Below are 26,080 nucleotides of genomic sequence, written 5' to 3'. Positions count from 1 at the left end.
CGTGGTGAGCCTGAAGATGGCGGCGCAACCAGGATACTGGTGTTTTAAACGGGCCAGTACTCTGTCGCCATCCAGCCTCACATGCCTGAAGCGCTTTTCGATTGACGCACGGAATGCAGGTATTTTTTCCACGTGAATCGTTTGCGCAAACGGTAACTCGGACTTATCCCGCTTCATTTACAGAAAAGCCGCCTCTCAAAGGCGGCTTTTTTAATGGCGAACTGGATGCGCTTCCATGTCCGATTAGAACAGTCCACTAAACCCGGACTCGCGCCGATCCTTCAATTCGCTTTCGCTCACTCGCGAACGACTCAGCTTGCACCAATCAAAAAGCGTTCACGGTTCTTGCCGACGATCCACTTGGGCGGTTTTCCCCGGCCGCTCCAGGTATTACCTGTTTTCGGGTCTTGATATTTAGCCGGCAGCGGCGCCCTCTTGGGCGGGCGTCCGCGCTTGGCGGCTACTGCAAAGCCGAGGTCCTGTGCAGTCAGGCCGTATTCGGCGATTTTTTGGCGGATGTCGGCTATCACATTGTCGATTTCCGTACGGCGGGCTTCTTCTGCTTGTGCCTGCAATTTGGCGATCTGCGCCTTGAGGTCTGCATATTGAGACATTCCGGTTCTCCCCTTTTAGATCTCATTCGCTTCGCAGACTAACTGTAATTATAAAAATTCGCAATGGATAACATTACTGATTTAGGACGGTATCTTCTGATAATTATTAAGGTTGATGAATTGCAAAACGGCTTTATCCCGGAATAATCGGTAATGCCGCCCGGCATTGACAATTCTTGACACCCGATTGGCGAGTCTTTCCCTAGAATTGGGCGCTCAAAGGCACGCGCCCGCCCGGAGCGTGCGCCCAGACTCCGTGCTTTCAGAGCATCAACTATTTTAGGATTACCAATCATGCAGTTGTCAAAGCGCCTTGCTGCCGAGTTGTTCGGCACCTTCTTGCTCGTGCTGGGAGGCTGCGGCAGCGCTGTTCTCGCCGCCAACTTCGCCGGTCCGGTGCATGGCCTCGGCATCGGCTTCGTCGGCGTATCGCTCGCTTTCGGGCTGACGGTGCTGACCATGGCGTATGCAATCGGCCACATTTCCGGCTGCCATCTGAACCCGGCAGTCAGCGTCGGCCTGACAGTGGCCGGCCGCTTCCCGGCTCGCGACCTGGTTCCGTACATCGTCGCCCAGGTGGTCGGCGCCGTGCTGGGCGCGGCGGTGCTGGCATTGATCGCCTCGGGCAAGCCCGGCTTCGAACTCGTCGCGAGCGGTTTCGCGAGCAACGGTTATGGCGAGCGCTCGCCGGGCCACTACTCGCTCGCCGCGGCATTCGTCTGCGAGGCGGTAATGACGGGCTTCTTCCTCTTCGTCATCCTCGGAGCGACTGACAAACGCGCGCCGGCCGGTTTTGCGCCTATTGCCATCGGCTTGTGTCTGACGCTGATTCACCTTGTCTCGATTCCGGTGACGAACACCTCGGTCAACCCGGCACGCTCGACCGGCCCGGCGCTTTTCGTCGGCGGGGCTGCGGTGGATCAGTTGTGGCTCTTCTGGATCGCGCCGATCATCGGCGCCGTTATTGCCGGCGTGCTGTATCCGCTGGTCGCGGAAAGCCGCGACGCTAACGCGCGGAAGCTGGCACTGGACTAACCGGAACCGGTTGGCTGCGGGTTCGAACGGGCGCTACGGCGCCCGTTTTTTTATGAAGGCCGCGTGCCGGAGAGGTCTAGCAGCCGCTTCAGTACTATTTATAGTCTGGGTCTTCGCGGCGTTTCACGTCCGGCCATCTCAGCGAATTCGTCGAAAGGACCAGATTAATCCGTTATACAGATGTAAGCCGGGATTACGCGCCATGCCGGCAAACGCCTGCGTTAGTTGCCATCAATTCGATGCGCGCGTCGCTTGCCTGCCCCAACGCCCCGCTGCGACAGGCTTTCCAATCAATAAGTGGCGCCGATCCGACGCGGAGCAGGCCCAAATGGATGCTTTCAAGCACTGCGACGATGCTTGCAGTCCGTAACATCTGGTCGCAGTACTCGTGAGGCGCAATGCGTAGATTGAATCTGTGCGACAAACACTCGTCGCTTCACAGCAGGCTCTTGGATGGAGAACAACATGAAACGCATCGTCACTCAATTGCTGGTTGCCGCAGGTCTCGCAGCAGGCGCATGCGGTGTAGCGCAAGCACACACGGATCTGAACATCGGGCTGTCGCTCGGCGCGCCGGTCTACACCCGCCCAGCGCCGGTCTACGCAGCACCGCAGCCCGTGTACTACGGCAATAGCGGCTGGGGCCATCGCTACGATCGGGGCGACTATTATCGCGGCGACCGCCGTTACGAGCACGGCTGGAATCGGGACGACCGCCGTTGGGGCCACGACGACCGGCGCGATCACGGCGACCGCCGTGGCGGATGGCGTGACTAATGGTTACGACTAGTGATTCGGACTAGTAGTTAAGTCGGCAACGAGAGCCGGAGAGACTCCGGCATCTAGTCAACCGGCCCGCATCTGCCATCGTGCGATGCGGGCCGGTCGCATTCAAGACTCCGGTCGTCAGGCCGTCAGTTCGTCGTCGAGTGAAAACAGCTTGCGCAAGTGATGCGCGACGCCCGCTTCGAAATTGTTGCCTATCCGCGGCACGTTCGGCAGCCGTGTGATCAGATCGGGATTCGCGTTGTTCATCATGAACGGATGGCCGGCCGTTTCGAGCAGGTCGATATCGTTCATGTTGTCGCCGAAAGCCACGCAATGCGCAGCATCCACGCCCACGCGCTCGAGCACGATTTGCAACGCGCGTCCCTTCGAGACATTCGCCGTCATTACCTCCAGGCAGTCCGGCAGCGAATATGTCACGTAGAGCGCGTCGCCGAACTCGCGTGCGAGATTGTCCGCGACCGTGGCCAGATCCGCCGGATCGCCGATGTAAAGAACCTTGGCGATATCGACGCCGTCGTGCGCGAGCAGTTCGGCGACTTCATAGGTGAAGCCGGAATCCTGATGAAACTTCAGCAGCTCCGGCGCGTCGCGGTCGATCAGCCACGCCTGGTCGGCGAACAGGTTGACGATGACGCGACCGTGCTCGCCGACAATTCCGGGCTGCACGAGACGTTGCACGATGGCGGGCTGCAGGTCGTCGGCGTGGATCACAGTATTGTCGGGCGCATGGATACGGGCGCCGTTCGACGTAATCAGATACGGCTTGATGCCGAGAATGTCGCGAATACCCGCGACGTCGCAGAAATGGCGGCCCGTTGCGATCACGAATTGCACGCCGTCGCTTTCCAGCCTGCGCACGGTGGCGACCGTGAACGGGTCGACCTGATGGTCGGCATTGAGCAGCGTGCCGTCGAGATCCGTGGCGATGACTTTATACATAGTGAGCAGGCGAGCAGCGTGGAAGGCGCTATTTTACCGTCGATGACGAGATGGGCCCCGAACGCTTCCCGTCGGCATTCAACGCGCGGCGCCCGCGCCCATATCGGACGCCGGTCAGACACTGGCTCACGCGTCGCCCACAAGCCGCGCGGCTTGACGCTGCGCCAGCTGCAAACCACCATGCGCGGAGTCGGACGACGGTTCGCGCAGCCGTGCCTGATAGATTTGCGGCACATACTCGCGCAACGGCGCTCCGAGGCCGCCGCACAAGGCTATGGGCAACGCCCCAGATGGATCGAGCGCGGCAATCATTTTGCCGATCTGGACACCCGCTTCGCCGAGCAGCCGCGCGGCGAATGGATGCGCGCGGTGCGCAATCACGATCCGCGCGAGGCTCGCATACGCGGTCTGATTGGCTTCGCAAAGCCACACGACGAGCTCGTCGCGATCGTGTGCGCCGACATGGGCCAGGAGCGCCTGCGCGAGATCGTCGTTCGGCCCCCGTCCATCGAGCGCGTGCTGTGCGTGAACAATGGCTCGCACTCCGAGCCAGGCGCCGCTCGCTTCGTCACCCGACGGAAAACCATACCCGCTGACCGTCCGGAATTCGCCGTCGTCGCGGTCGGCCGCCGCCGCAACGCTGCCCGTGCCGAGCGCGACAATCACGCCATACGCGCTGCCATGCGCGCCAAGCAATGTTGTGTACGCGTCACTTTCCACGGCGAGCCCGGCCAAAGCTGGCGCCTGCGCGAGAAATGCCGCCAGCCAGTCGCGATTGTTCACGCCCGCGAGACCGCAACCCAATACGCAGCGTGACCAGTCGAGCGCGGCGCCCGCCCGCGCGAATGCATCGGCACAGCCAGCCGCGATTGCTTGCCACGCACGCTCGACGCCCAAGCCAAGACCCGACGGCCCACTTGCCGCCTGCGCCAACTCGCGCCCGTGCGCGTCGGCCAGCACAATGCGTGTGCCGGTGCCGCCGCCGTCAACGCCGATCAGAAATAGGTCTTCGTTCATTGAGAGAGGTGCGTTTCGTGGGAAATGTGCATAGCGTGGCAGGTCTGTTTCGATCCGGCAATTGGCCGAACGGCTAGCTTGCGACGCCCAGGCGTTCCGCTATGCTGGCGAGCGACATGACTACCGGGAGCGCCACATGACACAACGATGCAATTGGGTATCGAGCGAAGCGCTCGCACAGTATCACGACACCGAATGGGGCGTGCCGTCGCGCGAGGACCAGCATCTTTTCGAAATGCTCGTGCTGGAAGGCGCGCAAGCCGGACTATCGTGGTCGACGATTCTCAACAAGCGAGCGGGCTACCGGCGCGCGTTTGCCGACTTCGATATCGACAAGGTCGCGCGCTTCACGCCGCAGCACGTCGACACGCTCGTGGCGGACGAAGGCATCGTGCGCCATCGCGGCAAGATCGAGTCCGCCATTACCAATGCGCGCGCCGTGCAGCAGATCCGGGCGGAACACGGATCGCTCGCCGACTTCGTCTGGTCTTTCGTCGACAACACGCCGATTCAGAACGAGTGGGCGTCGTACAAGCACGCGCCGGCATCGACGGAAGTTTCCGATGCACTCAGCAAAGCGCTGAAGCGCTACGGCTGCAAGTTCGTCGGATCGACCATCTGTTATGCGTTCATGCAGGCGGTCGGCATGGTGAACGATCACGAGGTGACCTGCATGTGCCGCGCGCGCTGCGCCGCCCTCGGCAAGAAGGGACGGGCTCGCAAGGCCGGTTAGCCGCGGGGACTACACGGTGACGGTGCCGGGCGCGTGGGAGGCAGCGCTCGCCTGCCTACACGGTCCTTGCGCACCGGTCGAAACCGCTATCCGGTAAAGCCCTGCTGCGCTTATCACGGATGCCGGTCGTTATACCGTTATGAGCGTCGCTTCGTTTGCGGAAGCCAGTGGCGATTGGAGCCTGCTGGGCCTGCTTGCGCCTGCTTGCGCTGTGCTTGGGCGCCCGCCTGAGTCACGCGGCGAATCCACGGGCAAAGGCCGGAATTGAAGGCTTTTCGCCATGCTAGTCGGGGCTTGGCCAACGCACGCAGGCTGGATACTGGTATCAGACGCTCATCAACGAGTAACCACCGCGCAGCATCGCGAGACCAACCATGAAAACCGTTACCTTCCTCACCCATCAGGACATTTACGACCGGGCCGTGAGCCACCTCTTCGACCAGAAGCGCGCAGCACTGCTGCCACGCGGAGGCGGCGCGTATCGCGGCTATTGTGGCGGCTGCCCTGTCGGCAACTTCATCAAGCTGCGCGACTATATGACGGCTATGGAAGGCGTGCCCGTGCGCTATATCGGCAAGACGCCCGTCCCGGCGCCCGCGTATATGGACGTCGGCGTAGCAGCGCTGAGGAAAGCGCTGCTGCGTTCGCGCATCAATGTGTACGATCAGGCCACCGTCGATCTGCTCAGCTGCCTGCAAAACGTGCACGACGTGTTCGGCACGTGGGAGTGGGACGAGCGCCTGAACTCGATCGCGCGTCAATTCGGGCTCTCCGTGCACAAGTTGAAGAGCGCAGCGTAACCACGCGCGAGGCGTCGTCTGGCGACGCCTGAGCACGGCGCGGCGCTGGCCTGCTCCAACGCGGTAAAGCCGCGTCAACTGCGACCACAAAGCAAAACGGCGGTGTGGCTTCTTTCGAAGCTCACACCGCCGTTCTGACGTGCTGAGAAGCTTGCTTAGTGCAGCTTCTTCGGCAGCATCTGGCTGCGCAGGCGCTTGTGCAGGCGCTTCACAGCAGCAGCCTTCTTGCGCTTACGTGCCGTAGTCGGCTTTTCGTACGATTGGCGCTCACGCAGTTCTGCGATCAGGCCGTTCTTTTCGATTGCGCGACGAAAGCGGCGAATCGCCACTTCGAACGGCTCGTTTTCCTTCAGAAGAATCGTCGTCATGTAATTCCTAACTCAATCACTTGATATGGGTTGATTGCGTGGCGGAGACCGCTCACGCGCCGGCCCTCCGGTCGTTTCGATTCATGGCCAGTAACAGGCAAACGCGGGAAGAACCCGGCCAAACCATGAATGAAACGAGAGGCAAAGCGGCCACGGAGGCCGGAAAAGAGAGGTGCGGAGCTCACCGCGGAACGCGGACAGACGTACTGCAAAGCCGCGTCTGCTGCCGTTTCGCCAACCTTTCACCAACGGAAAACCGATGACGAAACAGGCAAAGATCTCAATTCACTCCCGATGATATCAGGAAACTCTCCATGCTACCAGGGGTTTAGGGATTACGCCAGGCCATCCGGGCGATTCATGCGCTCGCATCGTCCAGTTCGCGGATGTCGGTACTCGTGAGCGTCAGATGAACCGCGGCGACAAGGCTGTCCAGCTGCTGCAGCGACGTCGCGCTCGCAATTGGCGCGGTCACGCTCGGGCGCGCAATCAGCCATGCCAGCGCGACGCTGGCCGGCGTGCTGCCATGCCGCGCTGCGACGCGGTCGAGCGCCGTGAGAATCTGCAAACCACGTGGGTTCAGATACTTTTCCACGCGGCTACCTCGCGCCTTATTGGCGAGATCCTCCTGCGAACGGTATTTTCCCGAGAGGAATCCGCTCGCAAGACTCCAATACACGACCACACCCAACTGATGGGCAACCGCAACCGGCTCAATGTCGGTCTCATATTCGGCCCGGTCGTACAGATTGTATTCTGGTTGCAACACCTGATACTCGGGCAGCCCGTGCTGGCGGGACACGGCAAGCGCCTCCTCGACGCGCGCACCGCTATAGTTAGACGCTCCAATCACTCGCACCTTGCCAGCTTCGATCAGCCGCTGGTACGCGCCGAGTGTCTCGGCAAGCGGCGTTTCGGTATCGTCTTCGTGGGAAAAGTACACGTCGATGTAATCGGTCTGCAAGCGGCGCAGCGAGTCTTCCACCGCCGCCTGAATGTTCGCCGCCGAAAGTCCCTTTCGCTGCGGATACTTCGCCACTTTCGTCGCCAGCACGATTTTGTCGCGCTTGCCGCTCCGCCGGAACCACTTTCCGATGACGGTTTCGGACTCGCCGCCCTGATTGCCGGGCGCCCACGCGGAATAGACGTCGGCCGTATCGATGAAGTCCAGTCCGGCGTCGACGAAGGCATCCAGAATCGAAAACGACGTCGCTTCATCGGCGGTCCAGCCGAATACATTGCCACCGAACATAAGCGGTGCGACTTGCAATTCCGAGCGTCCAATGCGGCGTCTTTGCATGATTTCTTCCGCGTTTATTCACAAGAGAAAAAGAGAATACGCCGCCTTTTCAAATCGTGCAGCGCACCCATGCATCGCACCGCAAACCCTTGTCGGGCGGGGCGCGCACGCCTCGTCCGCGATAGCAATTGGAGCGCGATAAAAGAAAGTCCCTCAAGTTTTTTTTAGGGGGGCCGTCAACCTTCACTGAGGCGGCCAGCAATGAACGAGTGCTTCCGCCGATGCCAACGTGGCGTATTGGGCTCAGGCTTATTTAGGAGATTTTCCATGCTCGGAATCAATAGCAATATCAACTCGCTGGTTGCACAGCAAAACCTCAACGGCTCGCAAAGCGCCCTGTCGCAAGCTATCACCCGCCTGTCGTCGGGCAAGCGCATCAACAGCGCGGCTGACGATGCAGCAGGTCTGGCGATCTCGACGCGTATGCAAACCCAGATCAACGGTCTGGGCCAAGGCGTGTCGAACGCGAACGACGGCGTTTCGCTGATCCAGACGGCGTCGAGCGCGCTGTCCTCGCTGACGTCCAGCCTGCAGCGTATCCGTACGCTGGCTGTGCAAGCTTCGACGGGCACGATGTCCTCGTCGGACCAGGCAGCTCTGCAGAAAGAAGTTGCGCAGCAAATCCAGGAAGTGAACCGTATCGCGTCGCAAACGACGTACAACGGCACGAACATTCTGGACGGCTCGGCTGGTATCGTGGGCTTCCAGGTTGGCGCGAACGTCGGTCAGACGATCAACCTCGACCTGTCGAAGAGCATGTCGGCAGCTAGCCTGGGTAGCGGTTCCCTGGCAACCGGCCAACTGGCTGGCACGATCAGCGGTCTGGACATCGACGCATCGACCGGCGCAGCAGCAACGGCTGGCTACACCGGCAGCGCGATCACCTCGATCAACGTTCTGTCCGACGGTCACGGCGGCTTCACGTTCACCGATCAGAATGGTGGCTCGATCGGCGCAACGGTTGCTGGCTCGATCTTCTCGACCGGTACTTCGACGGGCGCGACGACGACTTCGCCGATCACCACGCTGACGATGTCGACGGGTGCATACGACACGACCAACGCAGCACTGGGCACGTCGATCACCAACGCGACGGCGCAGATCGGTGCGGTCAACGCATCCAACACCACCGTTTCGAGCCTCGACATCAGCACGGTCAGCGGCGCGAACGTGGCGATGGTCGCAATCGACAACGCACTGACCGCAGTCAGCAACCTGCAAGCAAGTCTCGGTGCAGCACAGAACCGCTTCAGCGCGATTGCAACGTCGCAGCAAGCAGAAGCAACCGACCTGTCGTCGGCACAATCGCAGATCACCGACGCGAACTTCGCGCAGGAAACTGCTAACCTCTCGAAGGCTCAAGTGCTGCAACAAGCTGGTATCTCGGTTCTGGCGCAAGCCAACTCGCAGCCGCAGCAAGTTCTGAAGCTGCTCCAGTAATAGCTTCTGAAGTTTGACCGGGCTTCGCGCGTAAAGCGCGTTGTCCGGTTTTTAGCTATTCGATGGAAGGTTCGCCTTCCATCCTGCATTTCTGTCACGTCAATCACGCATCAAAACGGACGCACGGAGCATTTCCATGTCAACGATTACGAGTTCATCGGCGGCAAGCGCAGCCTCGGCGACAGTCGCAGCCGACAACGCAGCCCTGCAGCAGGCCATGCAATCGGTCATCAGCGGCGCGACCGGCAACACCTCGCTGGATGTCAACTCGCTCGTCACGGCGCTCGTGAATTCCAAAACTGCTGGCCAGGTTGCAGCAATGGCAGCCAAGCAAAGCAGCGACAACACCCAGATTTCCGCATTCGGCACGCTCTCGGCCGCGCTCGGCGCGTTGGAGAGCGGCCTCAGCTCGCTGTCCAACGGCGGGCTTGCATCCACTTTCACCGCCACCATGACGGGCGGCACCGGCATCACCGCGACGGCCAAAACGGGCGCGGTGGCGGGCAGCTATAGCGTCGCCGTCTCGCAAATCGCAACGGCGCAGGCGCTGACGTCTTCCAAATTCACCGCGAACCAGACACTTGGCTCCGGAACGCTCGCCGTTTCGCTGGGCAGCAAGTCGTTCAATGTATCGATCGACAGCAGCAATAACACCGTGGCCGGCATCGCCGCAGCGATCAATAGCGCGACCGGCAATCCTGGCGTTACCGCGACGGTCGTCAACGGCACCGACGGCGCCCACCTCGTGCTCGCCTCTTCCGGGACCGGTGCGGCGAATACGATCAGCGTCGCAGTCAATAATGTGACCGGCGATAACGGCCTGTCGAGCCTCGGCGTGACGTCCACTGCCAGCACGACGGGCGGCCAGTCGACTTTTGTGTCGGCGAACAGCTCGAACGCGTGGACGCAAAGCTCTGCCGCGCAGGACGCCGAATTCACCATCAACAACGTCGCGGCATCCAGTTCGACGAATGCAGTGACCAGCGCGATCGCAGGTGTGACACTGAACCTGACTTCCGCAGCGGTTACGAGTCCGGCGACCACGCAGACGCTGACCGTGGCAACCGACACCGCGACGCAGGCCAGCACGATCAACAACTTCGTGTCGCTCTACAACACCGTTGTCACGACGATGGGCACCCTCGCGCAGTACACGTCTGGCGCGACCACGCAAGGCCCGTTGCTCGGCGACTCCACGCTCAACACCATCAAGAACACGCTGGCTTCGATCATTGCAGGCGGTGTGAAAGACGGCAGCACGACCAACAGCCTCGGTTCGATCGGCATCTCGCTGCAGGCCGACGGCACGCTGCAGGTCGACAGCACGGCGCTCAACAACGCGTTGACGAACAATTCGACAACCGTAGCGTCGATATTCAACTCGACCAACGGTATCGGCGCGAAGCTCAGCACCAGCATCACGAACTTCACTCAGACGGGCGGCATGATCGACGCGCGAACCAGCGCGCTGAACTCCGACCTGAAAAGTCTCACGACGCAGCAGACGAGCCTGAACGATTACATCGCGCAACTGACGAGCCAGTATTCGGCGCAGTTCACCGCGCTCAACACGCTGATGGCCACGACGAGCAACAACTCGGCGTACCTGACGCAGCTCTTCGGCGGCACGAACAGCGCCGGCGCGCTCGCGACCAACAAGTAACAGCACGGAGAACCGCAAATGGAGCAATCTGCCCTGATCGAGAAAGTGCTGGCACTGACCGGCGAAATCGAGCATGCGGCCGCGCTGGCCGACTGGCCCGAAGCCGCGCGACTTGCCGAACTGCGCTCGCCGCTCATCATGTCGCTCGACGCCCAGCAGGTTCAGGGCTCGCTCGATGTGATCCGCTCGATCGTCGCGCGCAACGACGCGATCGTCGCCGACGCACAAACCACGCAGGTCGAATTGCAGGCGGAATACACGGCTGCCATGCGCCGCGTGAGCGCCGCGAATCAGTATCAGAAGGCGGCGCAGCTTTAAGCTTTACGAACGGCCCGCCGGTTGAACGAACCGCAGAAAGACAGAACGACAGAACAGAAGAACAACAACACGCGCGCCAGCATAAAGGTGCGCACGCTTCACCCTCGCCCGCCTTGCGCGGGCGTTTCTTTTTGTGCTTCCAGCGAGACACACGAGGACGGCCGACGCCCCTGGAAGCCCCGTGCGAAAGCCTCGCGCAACCCATGTCGACACATTGCCTAAAGGCCTGCGAGCGGCGTTTCATGGCGGCGTCGCCGGGGAGCCGTAATCAGGTGAATTGGTGGCCATTTTGCCGTCACTTCCACCCTTCAGGCTGCGAATTCCGACTTGATAATCCAACGTACAGCTTCCTCGTGCGAGCATCATGTCCATCCAATTCGACTTCTCGGCTCCCCAGCCTCTCTCTCCTGAACAGCAGCGCGCTCAGGACATCGCTCTCGTCATGCAGAGCGCCATCGAGCAATATCACGCGGGTGAGGTCGACGACGCGCGGGCGCTTTTCGAAGCGATCGTCGAAGCGGTGCCAAATCATCCCGATGCGAACTACAACCTCGGCGTGATCAAGGTGCAGACCGACCGTGCCGCTGAGGCCGTCGCGCACTTCGAGGTCGCGCTGGGCGTGCGGCCGTCCAACGGGCAGTACTGGGTGGCCTACATCAACGCGCTGTTCCAGAGCGACCAGACGGCGGCGGGCTGGCTCGCGGTAGAAATGGCGCAGCAACAGGGCGTCAACGGTCCCGCGCTGAACGGCCTGATTACGCAGCTGGCCTATCCGGACCGCAAGCTCGAGACGGTCCCCAACGCGCGCCCAACGACGGCGAACAACATCACGCTGATCGTCGGCGAAACGGCGGCCGAAGCGCAACAGCAGGAACCCGCGCCTCAGGAAGAGCAGCGCGAAGCGGCGCCAGTGTCGATAAAAACGACCAAGCACCGTCAGGCCGAAAAGGGCGACCTGCATAAGCACAACACGCTGGTGCACAAAGGCCAGATCGCCGAGTCGGTCGCCGTGGCGCGCAAGCTGGTGGCTCGCTACCCGAAAGACAGCGAATGCTGGCGCGCGCTGTCTATTTCGCTGCACAAGAACAGCCAGTTCCGCGAAGTGATTCCGGCCGCGCGCAAGGCCGTCGAACTCGACCCGAACGATGTGATCTGCCGCCTGCTTCTGTCGGACACGCTGCGCCACACTGGCGCATTGGCCGAGGCGGAAACCCAGGTGCGCGAACTGCTCGCGCTCGTTCCCGATCACGCGGAAGCGCACCGTATTCTCGGCGTGACGCTGATTGCGCTCGGCAAACGTGCTGAGGCCATTGCATCGTGTCAGCGCGCCGCCGATCTCGCGCCGCGATCCGCCGCCGTGCACAGCTCGCTCGGCACGCTTTACCTCGGCATCGGCGCGATGGATCTTGCGGAGAAGGCACTGCGTCTCTCGCTGGAACTCGAACCGGCCAACAGCAACGCGCGTAGCAACCTGCTGTTCTGCCTGACGCACAACAGCACGATCGACAAAGCGGCGCTCTACAAGGAGCACTGCGTGTTCGGCCAGATTCACGACGTGCCCTCAGCCAGCAACCGCCGCTATCCGAACAAGCGCAATCCGGACCGCAAGCTGCGGATCGGGTTTGTTTCCGGCGACTTCTGCAACCACGCGGTGGCTTACTACTTCCTGCCGATCGTGCGGCATCTGAGCCGCGACCCGAACCTGTCGCTGCACTTCTATTACACGTTCGGGCTCCAGGATCACATGACGGAGCAACTGCGCGCGCACGCCCACGCCTGGAATGCGGTCGCCGACATGAGCGACGCCGCGCTAGTGAAGAAGATCCGCGACGACAACATCGACATCGTGGTCGATCTGTCGGGACATACCGCGCATACGCGAATCGTCGCGCTCGCGCAGAAACCGGCGCCGGTGCAGGCATCGTGGATCGGCTATCCGGGAACCACCGGCATGGCCGCGTTCGATTACTACATCGCGGACCGCTTCGTCGCGCCTATCGACGAGTTCACGGAACAGTTCACCGAAAAGCTCGCACTGTTGCCGTCGTCGACCGCATATATGCCGCCGCCGAACTGCCCGCCGGTCAATGGCCTGCCTGCTCTTCACAAGGGCTACATCACGTACGGCAGCTTCAACCGGCTGAACAAGCTGAGCCCCGAGGTCATTGCGCTGTGGAGCACGATTCTGCGTGCGCAGCCGACCTCGCGCATGGTGATCGGCGCGATCGGCAGCAAGCTCGACGAAGAGACGTATCTGGACTGGTTCAGGGCCGAAGGCATCGACACGTCGCGGCTCACGTTCTGCCCTCGCACGACGTTGCCCGTTTATATGCAGCAGCATCATCACGTGGACCTGTGTCTCGACACGTTCCCTTACGTGGGTTCGACAACCACGCTTAACGCGCTATGGATGGGCGTGCCGACTGTGACGATGCCAGGCATCTCGATGCCGAGCCGATGCGGTGCGGGCTGGCTCGAACAGGTTGGACTTCACGAATTCGTCGCGCGCGACAAGGAAGAGTTCGTGCAGAAGAGTATCGATTTGACGCGCGATCTGGATGCGTTGAGCCGTCTTCGCATCGGCATGCGCGATCGCTGCCAGGGTTCTGTGCCGTTCCAGCCGGAGAAGGTGGCCGGCGGTCTGTCGATCGCGCTGCGCACGATGTGGAAACGCTGGTGCGCCGAAGAAACGCCGAGCGCATTCGAAGCGACCTTGCCTGCGGACTGGTGCCCGCCGCCTGCGCCCGAGGACAAGCCCGACCTGAAGTCGAATTCCAAGGCCGACGCCAAGACCGACGCCAAGACCGACGCCAAGCCGGAAACAGAGCCTGAAGTCAAAACAGCGGCGTGACGGATTCGTCCGGGCATTGTCCTCAATAAAAGTGAACACGCGAATATGAATGCGAGCCTACCAGCCGAAGCGCTCTCGGCGCTGACCCAGGAAACGATCTACGTCACGCAGCCGCACCTGCCGCCGCTCGACGATTTCGTCCCGTATCTGCGGGAAATCTGGGACCGCAAGATCCTGACTAACGGTGGCCCATTTCACCAGCGCCTCGAGAAGGCACTCGAAGAATATCTGGGCGTCGACCACCTCGCGCTGCTGTCCAACGGCACGCTCGCTCTCGTCACCGCGTTGCAGGCTTTGCGCATTACCGGCGAAGTCATCACGACCCCGTATTCGTTTGTCGCGACCGGTCACTCGCTACTGTGGAACGGCATCAAGCCGGTTTTCGTCGACGTGGACCCTGTGACGCTCAACATGGACCCCGCGAAGATCGAGGCCGCGATCACGCCGCAAACAACCGCGATTTTGCCGGTGCATTGCTATGGCTATCCGTGCGACACCGACGCCATCCAGAAGATTGCCGACAACTACAACCTGAAGGTCATCTACGACGCCGCTCACGCGTTCGGTGTTAAAACCGGCGGCAAGAGCGTTCTGCGACACGGCGATCTTTCAGTGCTCAGCTTCCACGCAACGAAGGTGTTCAACACCTTCGAAGGCGGCGCGATCATCTGTCCCGACGCCAAGACTAAGCAGCGTGTCGATCACCTGAAAAACTTCGGCATCGTGGACGAAACCACCGTGGTGGCGCCCGGCATCAACGGCAAGATGAGCGAGATCAACGCGGCGTTCGGCTTGCTGCAACTTGAACATATTGACGAAGCGCTTGCACGCCGCCGCGATATCTCCGCGCGCTACTGTGAACTGCTCGCCAATGTACAGGGCATTCACTGCCTGCCCGCGTGCGAAGACACGGTCTCGAATCACGCGTACTTCCCGATTCTCGTCGGCGACAAGTATCCGTTGAGCCGCGACGCGTTGTACGAGCGATTCCGCGAACACAACGTCATCGTGCGTCGTTACTTCTATCCGCTGATTTCGGATTTTCCGATGTACCGTGGCTTGCCGACGGCGCATCGAGCGAATCTGCCGATCGCGTCCGACGCCGCGCAACGAGTGCTCTGTCTGCCGATCTTCCCGACTCTGTCCGACGCGCAAATGGACCGGATTGTCGACATCATCACGTCCTGCTAAGAAGTCTGGGCGGACGTTTCAAATGCACGGCGGCGCCAGGCGCCGTACCGTGCGCCTGGCTATACCTTCCACGAATAATCGAATCGGCCGTTAGCCTTGCACTGCCGCCGCGCGCGTTGCTTCGAGCGCGTTGTTCTTCGAGATCTGCAGCCCGGCGAGCAACTCCAGCGCGCGACCCTCGTCCTTCGTGAGATCTTCGAGAAACGCGCCGTTGTTCGCCTTGATCCAGTCGAGCGGCATGTCCCACCACGCGAGTTCGAGCAGGCGCTCACGGATCTTTTCCGGGAAGCGGAAGCGCACCAGCCGCGCCGGCGATCCGACATATATTCCATAGGGCTCGCTACGAAAGTTCGGCGGCACGACCGCGCGTGCGCCGATCACGCATCCGCTCTCAATCACGCTGCCGCCAAGGATCATCGCTTCGTCTCCGATCCACACATCGTTGTGAACGATCGTGTCGCCGTATTGGGGCATTTCGCAATTGGTCAGACCGTTTCCGTACAGCGAGAACAGGGTCATCGAGATGCCTTTGATCTCATGCTGGCCATTCAACAAGAACTTGAGCCGCTGGCCGCCGGCCACATTCTTGCCGATCACGAGCTTTTGAGCGTCGCCGTCGTATTTGACGATCGAGCCGACACCCAGCCCCGAGCATCGGCCGATATGGAAGGTGCCGACCGCGGCTTCTTCGTCCAGCCAGTTACGGAAACAGTTATTGGGAATGGTCGAGAAAGCGCCGTCTCTGTAGCCGATTACAACGAACTGCTTCGAGAGAGGATGGTTCGGCAGGATGCCGATGCTGTCGTCCGATGTCACGACGTTCATATGTTTTGTCTTCGGGTTGAAGTGCCGGATAGAAAAAAAGCCCGGCATATATGCCGGGCTTCGTGTCAATCAGTCGCCGGACTCAGCTGCAAACGCCGAGATACGCGCGGCGATTTTCTCCGCGACCAGCCCGGTTTTTTCGAGCATGTAGCGATACTCGCCTGCCTTCTCGAAGCGGTCCGGCAAGCCGAGAATCAGTTGCGGCGGCGCCGCTCTTTGCGACGCCTTGTATTCGGCGACCGCGCTGCCAAGACCGCCGATCACCGAATGCTCTTCGACGGTGACGAGCACTTTTGAACTTGCCATTGCTGCGTCGATAGCCGCGGTGTCCAATGGCTTTAACGTATGCATGTTGACCACTCCGACCGACATGCCTTGCGCTTCGAGCAGCTTCGCGGCTTCGAGCGATTCGTGCACCATCGTGCCGTTCGCGATGATCGTCACGTCCGAGCCGCGGCGCAGCGTGATCGCGCGACCAATGCGGAAATCGTAGTCCTCGGTATAGACGGGCGGATTGTTGACTGCGCCCGTCAGCCGGATATACATCGGCCCTTTGAAATCGGCCGCCGCTTGCACGGTCTTGATGATCTCCGCGCAATCGGCCGGGCAAACCACCGTCATATTCGGAATCGAGCGCATCACAGCCGCGTCTTCGATGCCGTAGTGCGAATTGCCGAGAAATGCCATTGATACGCCGCTGCCAATCGCCACGGCTTTCACGTTCATCTCCATGTAGCCGAGATTCATGCGAATCTGTTCGGCCGCGCGCATCGAAATGAACGGTGCGAACGACGTGGCGAAGACGTTGTAGCCTTCCTTCGCGAGGCCGGCGGCAACGCCCACCAAGTTCTGCTCGGCAATGCCAATGTTCAGAAACTTCTCGGGATACGCTTTCTTGAAGCGATCCAGACCCGACGAATTACCGAGGTCGGCGGACATCAGCATCAGATCGTCATGCGTCTCGCCAATCGACAAAGCCGCGAGACCGAACACGCCGCGCGAACCGAGCCGCGACCATTGACGCGCATTGCTTGCGTTGATTTCCAACATTTGATTCGGTCTCCGTTCAGTCCGCCATGACGCTCAACTCGGCGAGCGCAAGATCGTAGTTTGTCTTGGTCAGCCGGTTATGGTGCCATTCATTGTTGTTCTCCATGAAGGAGATGCCCTTTCCCTTGACCGTATGCGCGACCAGCACGCGCGGCCGGTCGGCAACCTTGGGCGCCTCGAAAGCGGCTACCAGTTGCGCGATGTCGTGTCCGTCTACTTCATGCACGTCCCAGCGGAAGCTGCGGAACTTATCCGCGAGGTCGCCCAGGTCCATGATCTGGCCCGCTTCGCCGTCGCTTTGCAGTTTGTTGTAGTCGACCATCGCCACCAGGTTGTCGAGTCGCAATTGTGCGGCCGACATGATCGCTTCCCACACCGAACCTTCGTTGCATTCGCCGTCGCCGAGCAGCACGTATGTTTTGAACGGCTGCTTCTTCTTTTTGGCCGCGAGCGCGATGCCGATCGCCATCGAAAGACCCTGCCCGAGGCTACCATTCGAAGACTCGATACCGAGATCCATGTTCATGACCGGATGAGCAATCAGATGACTGTCGTTGGTCTGAAAAGTGTTGAACACCGCGTCGTCGATAATGTCGGCCGCTCGCAGCGCCGAAAAATAACCGAGTACGCCGTGACCCTTGCTGAGAATAAAGCGGTCGCGTTCCGGCCAGCGCGGGTTCGCACGGTCGTAGCGCAACTGCCTTGCATACAGCGTGGCCATGATCTCCACCATCGACAACCCGCCGCCCAGGTGGGCGCTCAGATTGCAGTGGTGGCTCACCTCGAGGATTTTCTGACGCATCAGCAAAGCCATGCGCTCGATGTCGGAGTAGTTCATAGTGTCTCGTCCTGAATTCATACCATGCCGCCGTCCACCCGCATGATCTGCCCGGTCACACTGGCGGACAGATCTGATGCGAGGAACAGCGCCATGTTGGCAACGTCCTGGGGTTCGATCGCGCGCTTGAGCGCCGACGAAGCAATCAACATTTCACGGGCAGCTTCGGACATCTGGTCGTACATGTCGGTGCGCGTCACGCCGGGCGCAATCGCATTCACGCGAATGCCCGCCGCGCCGAGTTCCGTGGCCATGCTTTGCGTCGCGCGTGCGAACGCAGCCTTGCTCGATCCATAGGCGAGCGTGCCCGGATCGGCGACCATCGCGGCCGTGGATGCGATGTTGATGATCGAGCCGGCCTTGTGCCGCGCCATCGGGCGCGCGAGTCCTTGCGTCAGCAGAATCTGGCTGAAGAAGTTGATCTCGAAGAGACGGCGCAATTCTGTCATCGACGTCATCTGGAAGATCGCGCCGCTCGCTACGCCGGCATTGTTCACCAGTACGTCGATGCGAGGCGCGAGGCTCGCGATCTGGCGGACGGCGGCTTTCACCGACGCTTCATCGGCGAGGTCGACACCGACTGCGTGCGCCGTCACGCCATGCTGCTGGGCGAGTGACGCAAGCCATTGCTGTTTCTCGTCGCTCGCTTCGCGCATGCAAGCGATCACGCTTGCGCCTTGCGCGGCGAAGGTTTCGGTAATCGCGCGGCCGATGCCCCGATTGGCGCCGGTAATCACCGCGAGCTTGTCTTTTAGCAACATCGAAGGTTCCTGCCTGTTCATTCGGCGCTACGCCAGATCTGCCCGCGCAGATAGACGGGTTCGAGAATCGTCCAGTCGTCGGCGGCTATTTCATTGCCTGCGGGAAACGGCGGCACCGCGCCGACCGACAGTTGCGCGAGCACGCGGCGCTCGGTGTAATAGGCGCGCATCACATGAGTCACGAAGGCGGAAAAGAGACGTACATCGACGAGCTTGCAGCCGTTGATCGCCGTGAGCCGCTGACCTGCGTCGAGCGCGTCGAACGGCTGACCGAACTTTTCGTGCGCGACGTTCGCAAGCATTTTCAGAAACGCGTCTACCTGATCTGTCACGCGATGACGCAGTTGATAGCCTTCGAAATCGAGCGTGGAAGCGCGAGGCATGCCCAACGCGGCGTCGCCCGGAAGCATGGTGTCGAGAACAAGTTCGATCATGTTCATGCCACCAGTGTGTGCAGATTGCGCTGCAGATGATCGCAGGCCATCAGCGTCAACGCCTGGGCCGTCGCTACGGGATTCACCGCGCCCGCCGTTACGAAGATACTGCTGTCGACGATGAACAGGTTCTTCACCGCATGCGCCTGGCCGAATTTGTTCACGACCGAGGTGGCCGGATCGTCGCCCATTCGAGCGGTGCCCATCAAATGCCAGCCGGTATTCTTCACCGGCGCAAAAGAAGACGTGACTTTCGCGCCCGCTGCCGAGAACACCTGCTTGCTCATTTCAATGCCGTGCTTGAGCATGCGGCTCGTGTTGTCACCCAGCTTGTAAAACACTTTCACGCCCGGCATGCCGCTCGAATCGCAATGGTCCGGATCGAGTTCCACGCGATTCTCCGGCTCCGGCAGATCTTCGGTAATGATTGCGATACCGGCGGTCCGGTTAAAGAGCCGGTTGAACTTCGCATGATGCTCTGCGCCGAGCGGCACTTGCCGCATGAAATAGCCGGACACCGCGGTCTCGACCGGCGGCGCGCCGCGCAACACTTGCATCGTGTAGCCGCGCACGAAGTCGCGCTCTGCTGCGCTCTCGTAGAACTGCTGGCTCAGAATGCAGCAGCCGTGCGGTCCAATACTCGATTGCACGTCGTGGTCGAACACGGCTTCGGTGTAAGCCAGCGGATGCAGCATAAGATTCCGGCCGACCAGACCGTTATCGTTCAGCAGCCCATCCGGAAATGCGCTCGACCTGGAGTTGAGCAACAGGCGCGGCGTGCCGACGCCGCTGCAGGCCACCACGACCACACGCGCGTTCAGCCGATGCTCGACGCCATCGGCGTCCATATAAAGCACACCGTCTGCTTGTCCGCGCGCATCGAGCGTGATTTCGCGGACGCGGCATTGTGTCCTCACTTCGACACCCTGCTGGCGCGCAACCGGCCAATACGTGACATCCACGCTGGCTTTCGCGCCCTGTGCGCAACCGGTATTGCAAGGACCGAGATTCACGCACGCGCCGCGATTGCCGTGCCGGTGCGTATTGATCGCGCTGTACGACGGCCACCAGTGCCAGCCGAGTTCATTGAATGCGGCGGCCATTGTTCGACCCATCGGGCCGAGCGGGATGGGCGGCAGCAGCGACTCGTAGTCCGGATTCGCGGGATCGCCGACGAGTCCGGCCACGCCCATCATCCGCTCGTTTTCGGTGAAGAACGGCTTCAGTTCCTCGAAGCTGAGCGGCCAGTCGTCGCCGACGCCGTCGAGTGTGCGCGTACGAAAATCCGACGGATGAAAGCGCGGAAAGTGCGCCGAATACAGAATGGTGCTGCCGCCAAAGCCGTTGAAGTTGGCAATGGATATAGGAGATGCGGAATCGTCAATCGGATAGTCGGCCGCGCTGCGGCGCACCGACGGATTCGAGCTATACGCGCCCGAACGGCTCAATTCCCAGTCGACGGACGCCGACGGGTAATCGGATGGCTTCGTGACGGAGCCCTGCTCGAGGCACACGATGCGCAACGAGCGATCGCGGCTCAAACTCCAGGCAGCGGCGGCGCCGCTCGCTCCGGAGCCGATGATCACGATGTCCGCAACTTCTTTCATACCGGCGATTTCTTTTTCGGCAGATATTGTTCGAGGATTTCCGGAATCGTGATGAGCATGTCCGCTTCGCAGGCGATTTCGCCGTCGACCTTCGCCACGCCGCGACCCTTGCAGATGCCGCGATTCCACGACAACACTTCGGTGTCGATTTCGAACTTTTTGCCCGGCAGAACTTCCTTACGATAACGCACGGTGTGCTGCAACGCGTGCGTCACCTTGCCCTTAAGGCCGGGCAGCGTGGTGATCGCCACGGTGAGCATCTGCGCGAGCGCTTCCAACTGAAGCGCGCCGGGCATATTCGGGCCACCGGGAAAATGAACCGGGAAGTACCACTCGTTCATTGTCAGGTTTTTATAGCCGCGCGCGTATTTCCCGGGCATGACTTCATCGACGTGGTCGATCATCAGGAAGGGATAGCGATTCGGCTGGTATTCCTGCAGCTCGATGCAATTGAGACTGAACTTGTCCATCTGTTCCTCTGGTGTCCGATGCGTCATTGAATGTCTACGACGCGCGAGAGGCTCGCGACAACGTCGTAGCCATCCCATACGATATTCATATCCAGCGCGCGCCCAATCGGCACGACGCGGTCGATGCCACGCAGCCGCCGCGAGACGACGAAATCCTGCAACTGCGTCTTGTCGACGCCAAAGTAGGTGAGCGTCTGATAGCGTTCGTTCACGATCGGCGCGAGCTTGTCGAGCGACGCGAGCGTGACTTCGTGAACGGTGCCGAAGTAACCGCGGCATTCGTCCTGATCGGCCGCGACCGCCGACAACTCGACGCGATACAACAGATTGCCATGCTGACGGATCGCAACGACCTGCTCGTTGTCGAATGCATGGCGGCATGCCTGCACGTATTTGTCCATCACCTGGACGGGCTCCGGCGTATAGCGCTGGGCAACGTGTTTGACGAGCGCGGGCCAGAGCCGCTCTTTCGCGGCTTCAACGGCGTCTTGCGATCCTATCCATGCGACGAGTTGCGGGGACGAACACGCGGCCTGATCCATCAGATACAAGTCGTTGAACATCTGATGGCAAAGCGTGCGCAAACCTTCGTCGTCGAGAGACAACACGGCTTGCGGTTCCATCACACACAACGAATAGCGGTCGGAAAACGCGACCTCGCGCGAGCGCGGGCGGCTTGGCAGTGCACGCATGTGCTCGACGGTCTGGTCGCCGCCCCACACGAGCCGCGCATCGGCGACGGAGAGCCAGAAGCGGTTCAGCAGATCGTCGCGCTCAAAGCGAGTCAGCAGGATGCAATCGGACAGCGCAGCGTGCCGCTCGTCCTTCAACAGATCTCCGATTGCTTCGACGAGAACTTCTGCGGTGGCGGACGCTCGCGACGGCAAACGCAGCACGCAAGTGTTGCCCGACAGCAAGCCGAACGCGAGCGAAAAGGCGAAGTTCACGGGCACATTCGACGGGCACACATGAAATGACAAGCCGAGGCCCATGCGAACTTCGTCGCGCGAACCAAACTTCGTGGCAAGCTGCGTCAGATTCGCACGACGGCACCAATAGGCGAAGCTGACGACGTCTGGCATCGACCGCGTCTCGGCACGGGCCAGCAACGCGCGCGACAGATCGGCGAGAAACTCCACGCGTGCCGCGTCGAACACCGGCGCGGGCGCATTCGAGATCTCGTCCCGACGGCCGACCAGAATCGTGGTCTTGCCCTGAATCTCATCGGGAATACGTATCACTGCAACCTCTCGTCTCGGCGTTCTGAATCCGGCCGTGCACCTTGAAATAGGTGCCGTGGCGACCGCATGCGCAATCGTCGACACCGACAATCTCTCCTTGATCCTCACTTAGCAACGAGTGACCTGGATAGCTGTGCGGAATAACCGACAACAACTGGATCAAGCCTGGCTTGCCCGGCGGCAGCGCGCTGAAATCGAGCGGATCGCGAATGATCACGTCCGACCACGACGACGCATGCAAATGCCCGCGCTCGCATTCGACGAAGATCGAACCGGTTTGCTCGACCATACCGTAGTAGTTGTGCACACGCGCAACACCGGCAACGTTTTGCAGGCGGCGCTTGAATTCATCGGCACTGACTGCCTTCGATTGAAGCTGCTTCCAGCCGCCGCCATGAATTAGAATGCCGCGTTCGAGAGGCAGCGTCTCGCCGCAGGCTTCGAGCGCCTCAACGAGATGCTGCCAGACGATGAACGTGAAGCCGAACAACAACACGGGCTGATCCCGGTGCTTGTCGAGGAAGCGTCGCGTCGCTTCGAGATTGAGCGACATGTCGTCGTTCAACGCATATTCGACGTCGCGACCGAAAATCGAAAAGCCGAGAATGCCGGCAGTGCGCGCGGAAAAACGATAGCGGTCGGCGACCGTCGCGCGGCAGTCGATCACGAGCATCGGCAGACGCTTCGGCCCAATGAAGTCGCCGACAATGCGCGACAGCACTTTGACCTGAAGCGCCGACGTCTGCTTGTCGAGAAAGATCTGCGACACGTTCTGGCCGCTCGTGCCCGACGATGTCATCGTCTTGATGACTTCGCTTCTGGGCACGCTAAGCAATTGCTCGTGCTTGAAGAGCCGCACGGGCAGAAACGGAAGTTCTTCCAACGTGGCCGCTTGGCGCTTCGCACCGAGCTTGTCGACAATCGCACGGTATTGCGGGCAACCTTCGTAGTGCAGGCGCGTGAGGCGCTGCAGTTCGTCCCGCAGCGCAGGCTCCTTGTCCGCCTTGGGAAGCGCGAACACCGGCCATTGCGGGACGTCGCTCAGGACAATTGGGTCAGACATTGATAGTCAACCTTTCCTGTGGGTAGGCGCGGCAATTCCGGCAAGCGGCTCACGGCGACGACTGAAGGATGAAGTCCAAGCGACTTCGCCATGGCGGTCCTGAATTCGTCTGCGACGAAATCAGGCTTGTCCACTACGTGAATGACCAGTTGCTCGTCGGTACCCTTTGCGGCGCAGGCGAAGCCTTTGTCGGCGGCGATCTGCTCGACCGCATCGAGCGAGATTCGCAGGCCCAATATTTTCAGGAAGCGATGACGGCGCCCTTCGATGAAGAAACAGCCGTCTTCGTCGATCCGCGCGAGATCGCCGGTGCGCAGCGTGCCGCCGTTCAGATCGCCTAACGCGAGATCGGCGGCCTTTTGCGCATAGCCCATCGACACATTACCGCCCGCGTAGACGAGTTCGCCCACTTCGCCGGGCTCAGCGATCGTGCGTCCGTCGTCGCTCTCGAGCCACAGGCGGCCATCCGGAATCGCGCGGCCGATACTGCCCGCCTTGTGCTCGATTTCTTCCGGGTTCAGATAGGCGATGCGCGCGGTCGCTTCCGTTTGACCGTACATCGAAAAGAAGCGAATGCCCTTTGCGCGGCAGATTTCGCTGACCTGGCGAAGCTTCGCCGGGTCCATGCGACCGCCCGCCTGCGTCAATGTTCGTACCGACGGCATGTTGATTCGCGCCAGACGCAGCTTCAGCAAAATGTCGTAGCTATAGGGTACGCCCGCGAAACTCGTCACCCCGTGGTCGTTGATCTGCCGCCAGAACGCGGCGTCCATCAGCGAGCGGTCCGATACGACGAGCGACGCGCCCGCCAGCAAATGGCTGTTGATGACCGACAGACCATACGAGTAGTTGAACGGCAACGACGTGATCGCCCGCTCTTCGTGCGTGATGTGCAGATACTCGGCAATCGACGTCGCATTCGCGCGTAAATTTGCGGCGCTCAGACGCACGAGCTTGGGCGAGCCGGTGGAGCCCGACGTCGTCATCAGCAACGCGAGGTCGGGGTGAAGGTCGACGCGTGCCGAATCGGCGCGGCGATACAAACCGTAGGCGCCTTCCTGATGAACCAGCGTGCCGTATTCCGCACCGGTCGAAGAGAAAATGTACGCCGGATCGTATGTGTCGATCAGGCGATTCAACTGCACCTGATCGAGCCCGCTGCTCAACAGGAGCGGCACAGTGCCGCTCGCGAGCGACGCGAGATAGCACAGCACCGTCGGCAGATCGTTGCCGCCGACGATAAAAAGCAGTTGCCTTGCAGGCAACGCGGTCGCGAGCCGGTCAACGGCCTGATGCAGTTCGGCATACGTGAGCGTGACACCGCTCTCCGTAATGAGCGCTGCGCGTTCAGGATATTGCCGGCTAACGAACCCGGAGTTCATAGCTCTACGCCGTACTTCTTGAGCTTGTCGACGCCGATGGTGTACGAGCCGAATTCGATGATGTCGTCGGTCTCCATCATGATGCCGAAGGTGTCCTCGAGCGCCGCGATCATGCCCATGTGGCCGACCGAGTCCCACGCCGGCACGCATTGATAGACGAAAGCTTCGTTCAGCGCGTCGCGCGGAACGGCGAAGCTGTCCATGAACACCTGATCGTATTTATCTCTGTTCGTCATTTATTGCCAATCTCACTTGAAGACCTTGCGGTCGGTATTAGGACGGGCAACGCGCGCGGGGTTGCCCAGGGCGATCACGTCGTCGGGAATGTCGGAGTACACGACCGATCCCATGCCGACGATTGAATTCGAGCCGATGCGCACGCCCTCCTTGATCAACGCGCCCATGCCGAGGTAGCTGTTCGCGCCGATCACGCACGCGCCGCCGATGTTGACCATCGACGAGACGACGGTGTTTTCGCCGACCTGTACATCATGGCCGACGATCGACATGGTGTTCACGCAAACATTGCGGCCAAGTTGCGCGTCGCTGGAAATGGAGCACAGCGGCGTGACCACGAGGCCTTCGCCGAGCGACGCGGTGTCGGCGACGAGCGAGCTGACGTCGATCACCTGGCCCAGGCGGGCGCCGGCTTCGCGCAGCTTATTGCCGAGCTTCTCGCGGCCTGCCGGCTCGCCCACGGCGATCACGAACTCGGCCTGGTCGAGATGTCCGGCGACTTCCGCATCGTTGAAGCGCAATACCTGGGTGCCGTAGAACGTGCGCTCTTCGCGGATGTCGTCGACGAAGCAGATCTGGTCCCAGCGCCGGCTCACCGCGTTCTGGCGGCGCGCGACGTCCATCACTTCTTTGCCGAAGCCGCCGGCGCCGTACACGAAAAGTCTCAGAGTCACGATTTTGAATCACCCGAACATGAATGCCGGCGTCTCGGCCCGTATGGCGGTTGATGCGGCGAGCCGCTCAAGACCAGACAGATGGGCACCGAGGCCAATGGAACATGGTCGAAATTATGCCGTTGCACCCTCGTTCGCGATTCCAAGAGTTAGCACTGGAAAAGCCTTTAAATCGATGCATTGCGGGACGCGTGAGGCGGGGGGGCAGGAGGGTTGGGCGGGGGGTGCTCGGCGGCTCGGCGTGGGCGCGCCGAGGGTTGCGTGAGCTTAGGGCTGCGTGGGCTTGGCGGGCTGCGCGCAGCGGCCCGCCCGGGCTGTGTGAGACAGCCGACAGCTGCAGTGGCCCTCCTGGTCGCACGCTGCGGCGCAAACTGCGCGAACGCTACCGCATTGTGCAAAACACCGGCGAGGTGCCCGAAACGCCTGCAGCGCCGCGGGAA

The 26,080-nt window shown here is 61.0% G+C and carries 26 protein-coding genes; 9 read left to right on the top strand and 17 right to left on the bottom strand.

The features are described 5' to 3' along the window. Positions 1 to 311: 311 nt before the first annotated feature. Positions 312 to 614, bottom strand: a complete 303-nt coding sequence (locus tag J2W46_RS18780) for an H-NS histone family protein (protein WP_310355447.1) — start codon at positions 612 to 614, stop codon at positions 312 to 314. 294 nt (positions 615 to 908) lie between these two features. Between J2W46_RS18780 and aqpZ the strand changes: the two genes are divergently transcribed. Both aqpZ and J2W46_RS18770 read left to right on the top strand, forming a co-directional pair. After that, positions 909 to 1,649: an aquaporin Z gene (gene aqpZ, locus J2W46_RS18775; RefSeq protein WP_310355446.1), complete on the top strand. Its 741-nt coding sequence runs from the start codon at positions 909 to 911 to the stop codon at positions 1,647 to 1,649. A gap of 465 nt (positions 1,650 to 2,114) precedes the next feature. After that, on the top strand, positions 2,115 to 2,426 hold the full coding sequence (locus tag J2W46_RS18770; RefSeq protein WP_020070718.1) for a PXPV repeat protein: 312 nt from the start codon (positions 2,115 to 2,117) through the stop codon (positions 2,424 to 2,426). A gap of 129 nt (positions 2,427 to 2,555) precedes the next feature. Here J2W46_RS18770 and J2W46_RS18765 read toward each other — a convergent pair whose 3' ends face one another. Then, positions 2,556 to 3,377: a Cof-type HAD-IIB family hydrolase gene (locus J2W46_RS18765; protein ID WP_310355445.1), complete on the bottom strand. Its 822-nt coding sequence runs from the start codon at positions 3,375 to 3,377 to the stop codon at positions 2,556 to 2,558. Between the two features lie 126 nt (positions 3,378 to 3,503). After that, positions 3,504 to 4,394: a BadF/BadG/BcrA/BcrD ATPase family protein gene (locus J2W46_RS18760; protein WP_310355444.1), complete on the bottom strand. Its 891-nt coding sequence runs from the start codon at positions 4,392 to 4,394 to the stop codon at positions 3,504 to 3,506. A gap of 136 nt (positions 4,395 to 4,530) precedes the next feature. Between J2W46_RS18760 and J2W46_RS18755 the strand changes: the two genes are divergently transcribed. Further along, a complete protein-coding gene (locus tag J2W46_RS18755; RefSeq protein ID WP_088176170.1) occupies positions 4,531 to 5,127 on the top strand; it encodes a DNA-3-methyladenine glycosylase I in 597 nt (198 codons plus the stop codon). A 374-nt stretch (positions 5,128 to 5,501) separates the two neighbouring features. Then, entirely contained in the window at positions 5,502 to 5,927 is a 426-nt protein-coding gene (locus J2W46_RS18750) for a hypothetical protein (RefSeq protein WP_310066030.1), read from the top strand. A 155-nt stretch (positions 5,928 to 6,082) separates the two neighbouring features. Here J2W46_RS18750 and rpsU read toward each other — a convergent pair whose 3' ends face one another. Together rpsU and J2W46_RS18740 are read right to left on the bottom strand one after the other, a co-directional pair. Continuing rightward, a complete protein-coding gene (rpsU, locus tag J2W46_RS18745; protein ID WP_006050883.1) occupies positions 6,083 to 6,295 on the bottom strand; it encodes a 30S ribosomal protein S21 in 213 nt (70 codons plus the stop codon). Between the two features lie 358 nt (positions 6,296 to 6,653). Then, positions 6,654 to 7,595, bottom strand: coding sequence for an aldo/keto reductase (locus tag J2W46_RS18740; protein ID WP_310355442.1), 942 nt, complete (start codon positions 7,593 to 7,595; stop codon positions 6,654 to 6,656). A 267-nt stretch (positions 7,596 to 7,862) separates the two neighbouring features. Here J2W46_RS18740 and J2W46_RS18735 point away from each other — a divergent pair, with 267 nt between their 5' ends. From J2W46_RS18735 to J2W46_RS18715, 5 genes are all read left to right on the top strand, one after another. Next, a complete protein-coding gene (locus tag J2W46_RS18735; RefSeq protein ID WP_204522559.1) occupies positions 7,863 to 9,035 on the top strand; it encodes a flagellin in 1,173 nt (390 codons plus the stop codon). 136 nt (positions 9,036 to 9,171) lie between these two features. Next, the gene (gene fliD, locus J2W46_RS18730; protein WP_310355441.1) at positions 9,172 to 10,698 is read left to right on the top strand and encodes a flagellar filament capping protein FliD; all 1,527 of its coding nucleotides are present in this window, start codon (positions 9,172 to 9,174) and stop codon (positions 10,696 to 10,698) included. Between the two features lie 18 nt (positions 10,699 to 10,716). Then, entirely contained in the window at positions 10,717 to 11,016 is a 300-nt protein-coding gene (fliT, locus tag J2W46_RS18725) for a flagellar protein FliT (protein ID WP_020067466.1), read from the top strand. A 364-nt stretch (positions 11,017 to 11,380) separates the two neighbouring features. Next, positions 11,381 to 13,867 carry a tetratricopeptide repeat protein gene (locus J2W46_RS18720; protein WP_310355440.1) on the top strand — a complete coding sequence of 829 codons (2,487 nt, stop codon included), beginning with the start codon at positions 11,381 to 11,383 and terminating at the stop codon, positions 13,865 to 13,867. 45 nt (positions 13,868 to 13,912) lie between these two features. Continuing rightward, positions 13,913 to 15,058 carry a DegT/DnrJ/EryC1/StrS family aminotransferase gene (locus tag J2W46_RS18715; protein WP_087754275.1) on the top strand — a complete coding sequence of 382 codons (1,146 nt, stop codon included), beginning with the start codon at positions 13,913 to 13,915 and terminating at the stop codon, positions 15,056 to 15,058. Positions 15,059 to 15,148: 90 nt separating this feature from the next. Here J2W46_RS18715 and J2W46_RS18710 read toward each other — a convergent pair whose 3' ends face one another. From J2W46_RS18710 to J2W46_RS18655, 12 genes are all read right to left on the bottom strand, one after another. Beyond that, complete coding sequence (locus J2W46_RS18710) at positions 15,149 to 15,883, bottom strand: LbetaH domain-containing protein (RefSeq protein ID WP_310355439.1); 735 nt, start codon at positions 15,881 to 15,883, stop codon at positions 15,149 to 15,151. 69 nt (positions 15,884 to 15,952) lie between these two features. After that, positions 15,953 to 16,933: a transketolase family protein gene (locus J2W46_RS18705; RefSeq protein WP_310355438.1), complete on the bottom strand. Its 981-nt coding sequence runs from the start codon at positions 16,931 to 16,933 to the stop codon at positions 15,953 to 15,955. A 16-nt stretch (positions 16,934 to 16,949) separates the two neighbouring features. Beyond that, positions 16,950 to 17,771: a transketolase gene (locus tag J2W46_RS18700; RefSeq protein ID WP_020067461.1), complete on the bottom strand. Its 822-nt coding sequence runs from the start codon at positions 17,769 to 17,771 to the stop codon at positions 16,950 to 16,952. Between the two features lie 17 nt (positions 17,772 to 17,788). Continuing rightward, positions 17,789 to 18,532, bottom strand: coding sequence for an SDR family NAD(P)-dependent oxidoreductase (locus J2W46_RS18695; RefSeq protein ID WP_310355436.1), 744 nt, complete (start codon positions 18,530 to 18,532; stop codon positions 17,789 to 17,791). Between the two features lie 17 nt (positions 18,533 to 18,549). Then, the gene (locus J2W46_RS18690) at positions 18,550 to 18,966 is read right to left on the bottom strand and encodes a hypothetical protein (protein ID WP_310355434.1); all 417 of its coding nucleotides are present in this window, start codon (positions 18,964 to 18,966) and stop codon (positions 18,550 to 18,552) included. A gap of 2 nt (positions 18,967 to 18,968) precedes the next feature. After that, positions 18,969 to 20,573: a GMC family oxidoreductase gene (locus tag J2W46_RS18685; protein ID WP_310355432.1), complete on the bottom strand. Its 1,605-nt coding sequence runs from the start codon at positions 20,571 to 20,573 to the stop codon at positions 18,969 to 18,971. Then, positions 20,570 to 21,043, bottom strand: a complete 474-nt coding sequence (gene fabZ, locus J2W46_RS18680; protein WP_087754282.1) for a 3-hydroxyacyl-ACP dehydratase FabZ — start codon at positions 21,041 to 21,043, stop codon at positions 20,570 to 20,572. The genes J2W46_RS18685 and fabZ overlap by 4 nt, the downstream gene beginning before the upstream one ends. 23 nt (positions 21,044 to 21,066) lie before the next feature. Further along, on the bottom strand, positions 21,067 to 22,284 hold the full coding sequence (locus J2W46_RS18675) for an acyl-CoA reductase (protein ID WP_310355430.1): 1,218 nt from the start codon (positions 22,282 to 22,284) through the stop codon (positions 21,067 to 21,069). Continuing rightward, positions 22,265 to 23,347 carry a LuxE/PaaK family acyltransferase gene (locus J2W46_RS18670; RefSeq protein ID WP_310355429.1) on the bottom strand — a complete coding sequence of 361 codons (1,083 nt, stop codon included), beginning with the start codon at positions 23,345 to 23,347 and terminating at the stop codon, positions 22,265 to 22,267. Before J2W46_RS18670 ends, J2W46_RS18675 begins: the two co-directional genes overlap by 20 nt. After that, positions 23,326 to 24,729, bottom strand: a complete 1,404-nt coding sequence (locus J2W46_RS18665; RefSeq protein WP_310355427.1) for an AMP-binding protein — start codon at positions 24,727 to 24,729, stop codon at positions 23,326 to 23,328. The genes J2W46_RS18670 and J2W46_RS18665 overlap by 22 nt, the downstream gene beginning before the upstream one ends. Further along, positions 24,726 to 24,965 (bottom strand): acyl carrier protein, encoded by a 240-nt coding sequence (locus tag J2W46_RS18660; RefSeq protein WP_020067453.1) that lies wholly within the window; start codon positions 24,963 to 24,965, stop codon positions 24,726 to 24,728. Before J2W46_RS18660 ends, J2W46_RS18665 begins: the two co-directional genes overlap by 4 nt. 12 nt (positions 24,966 to 24,977) lie before the next feature. Beyond that, a complete protein-coding gene (locus tag J2W46_RS18655; RefSeq protein WP_310355426.1) occupies positions 24,978 to 25,640 on the bottom strand; it encodes an acetyltransferase in 663 nt (220 codons plus the stop codon). Positions 25,641 to 26,080 lie beyond the last annotated feature (440 nt).

The sequence above is a fragment of the Paraburkholderia strydomiana genome, from assembly GCF_031456815.1.
Classification (GTDB): domain Bacteria; phylum Pseudomonadota; class Gammaproteobacteria; order Burkholderiales; family Burkholderiaceae; genus Paraburkholderia; species Paraburkholderia caledonica.
Note: the sequence above shows the minus strand (reverse complement) of the source record. Positions and strands in the feature narration are given on the sequence as shown.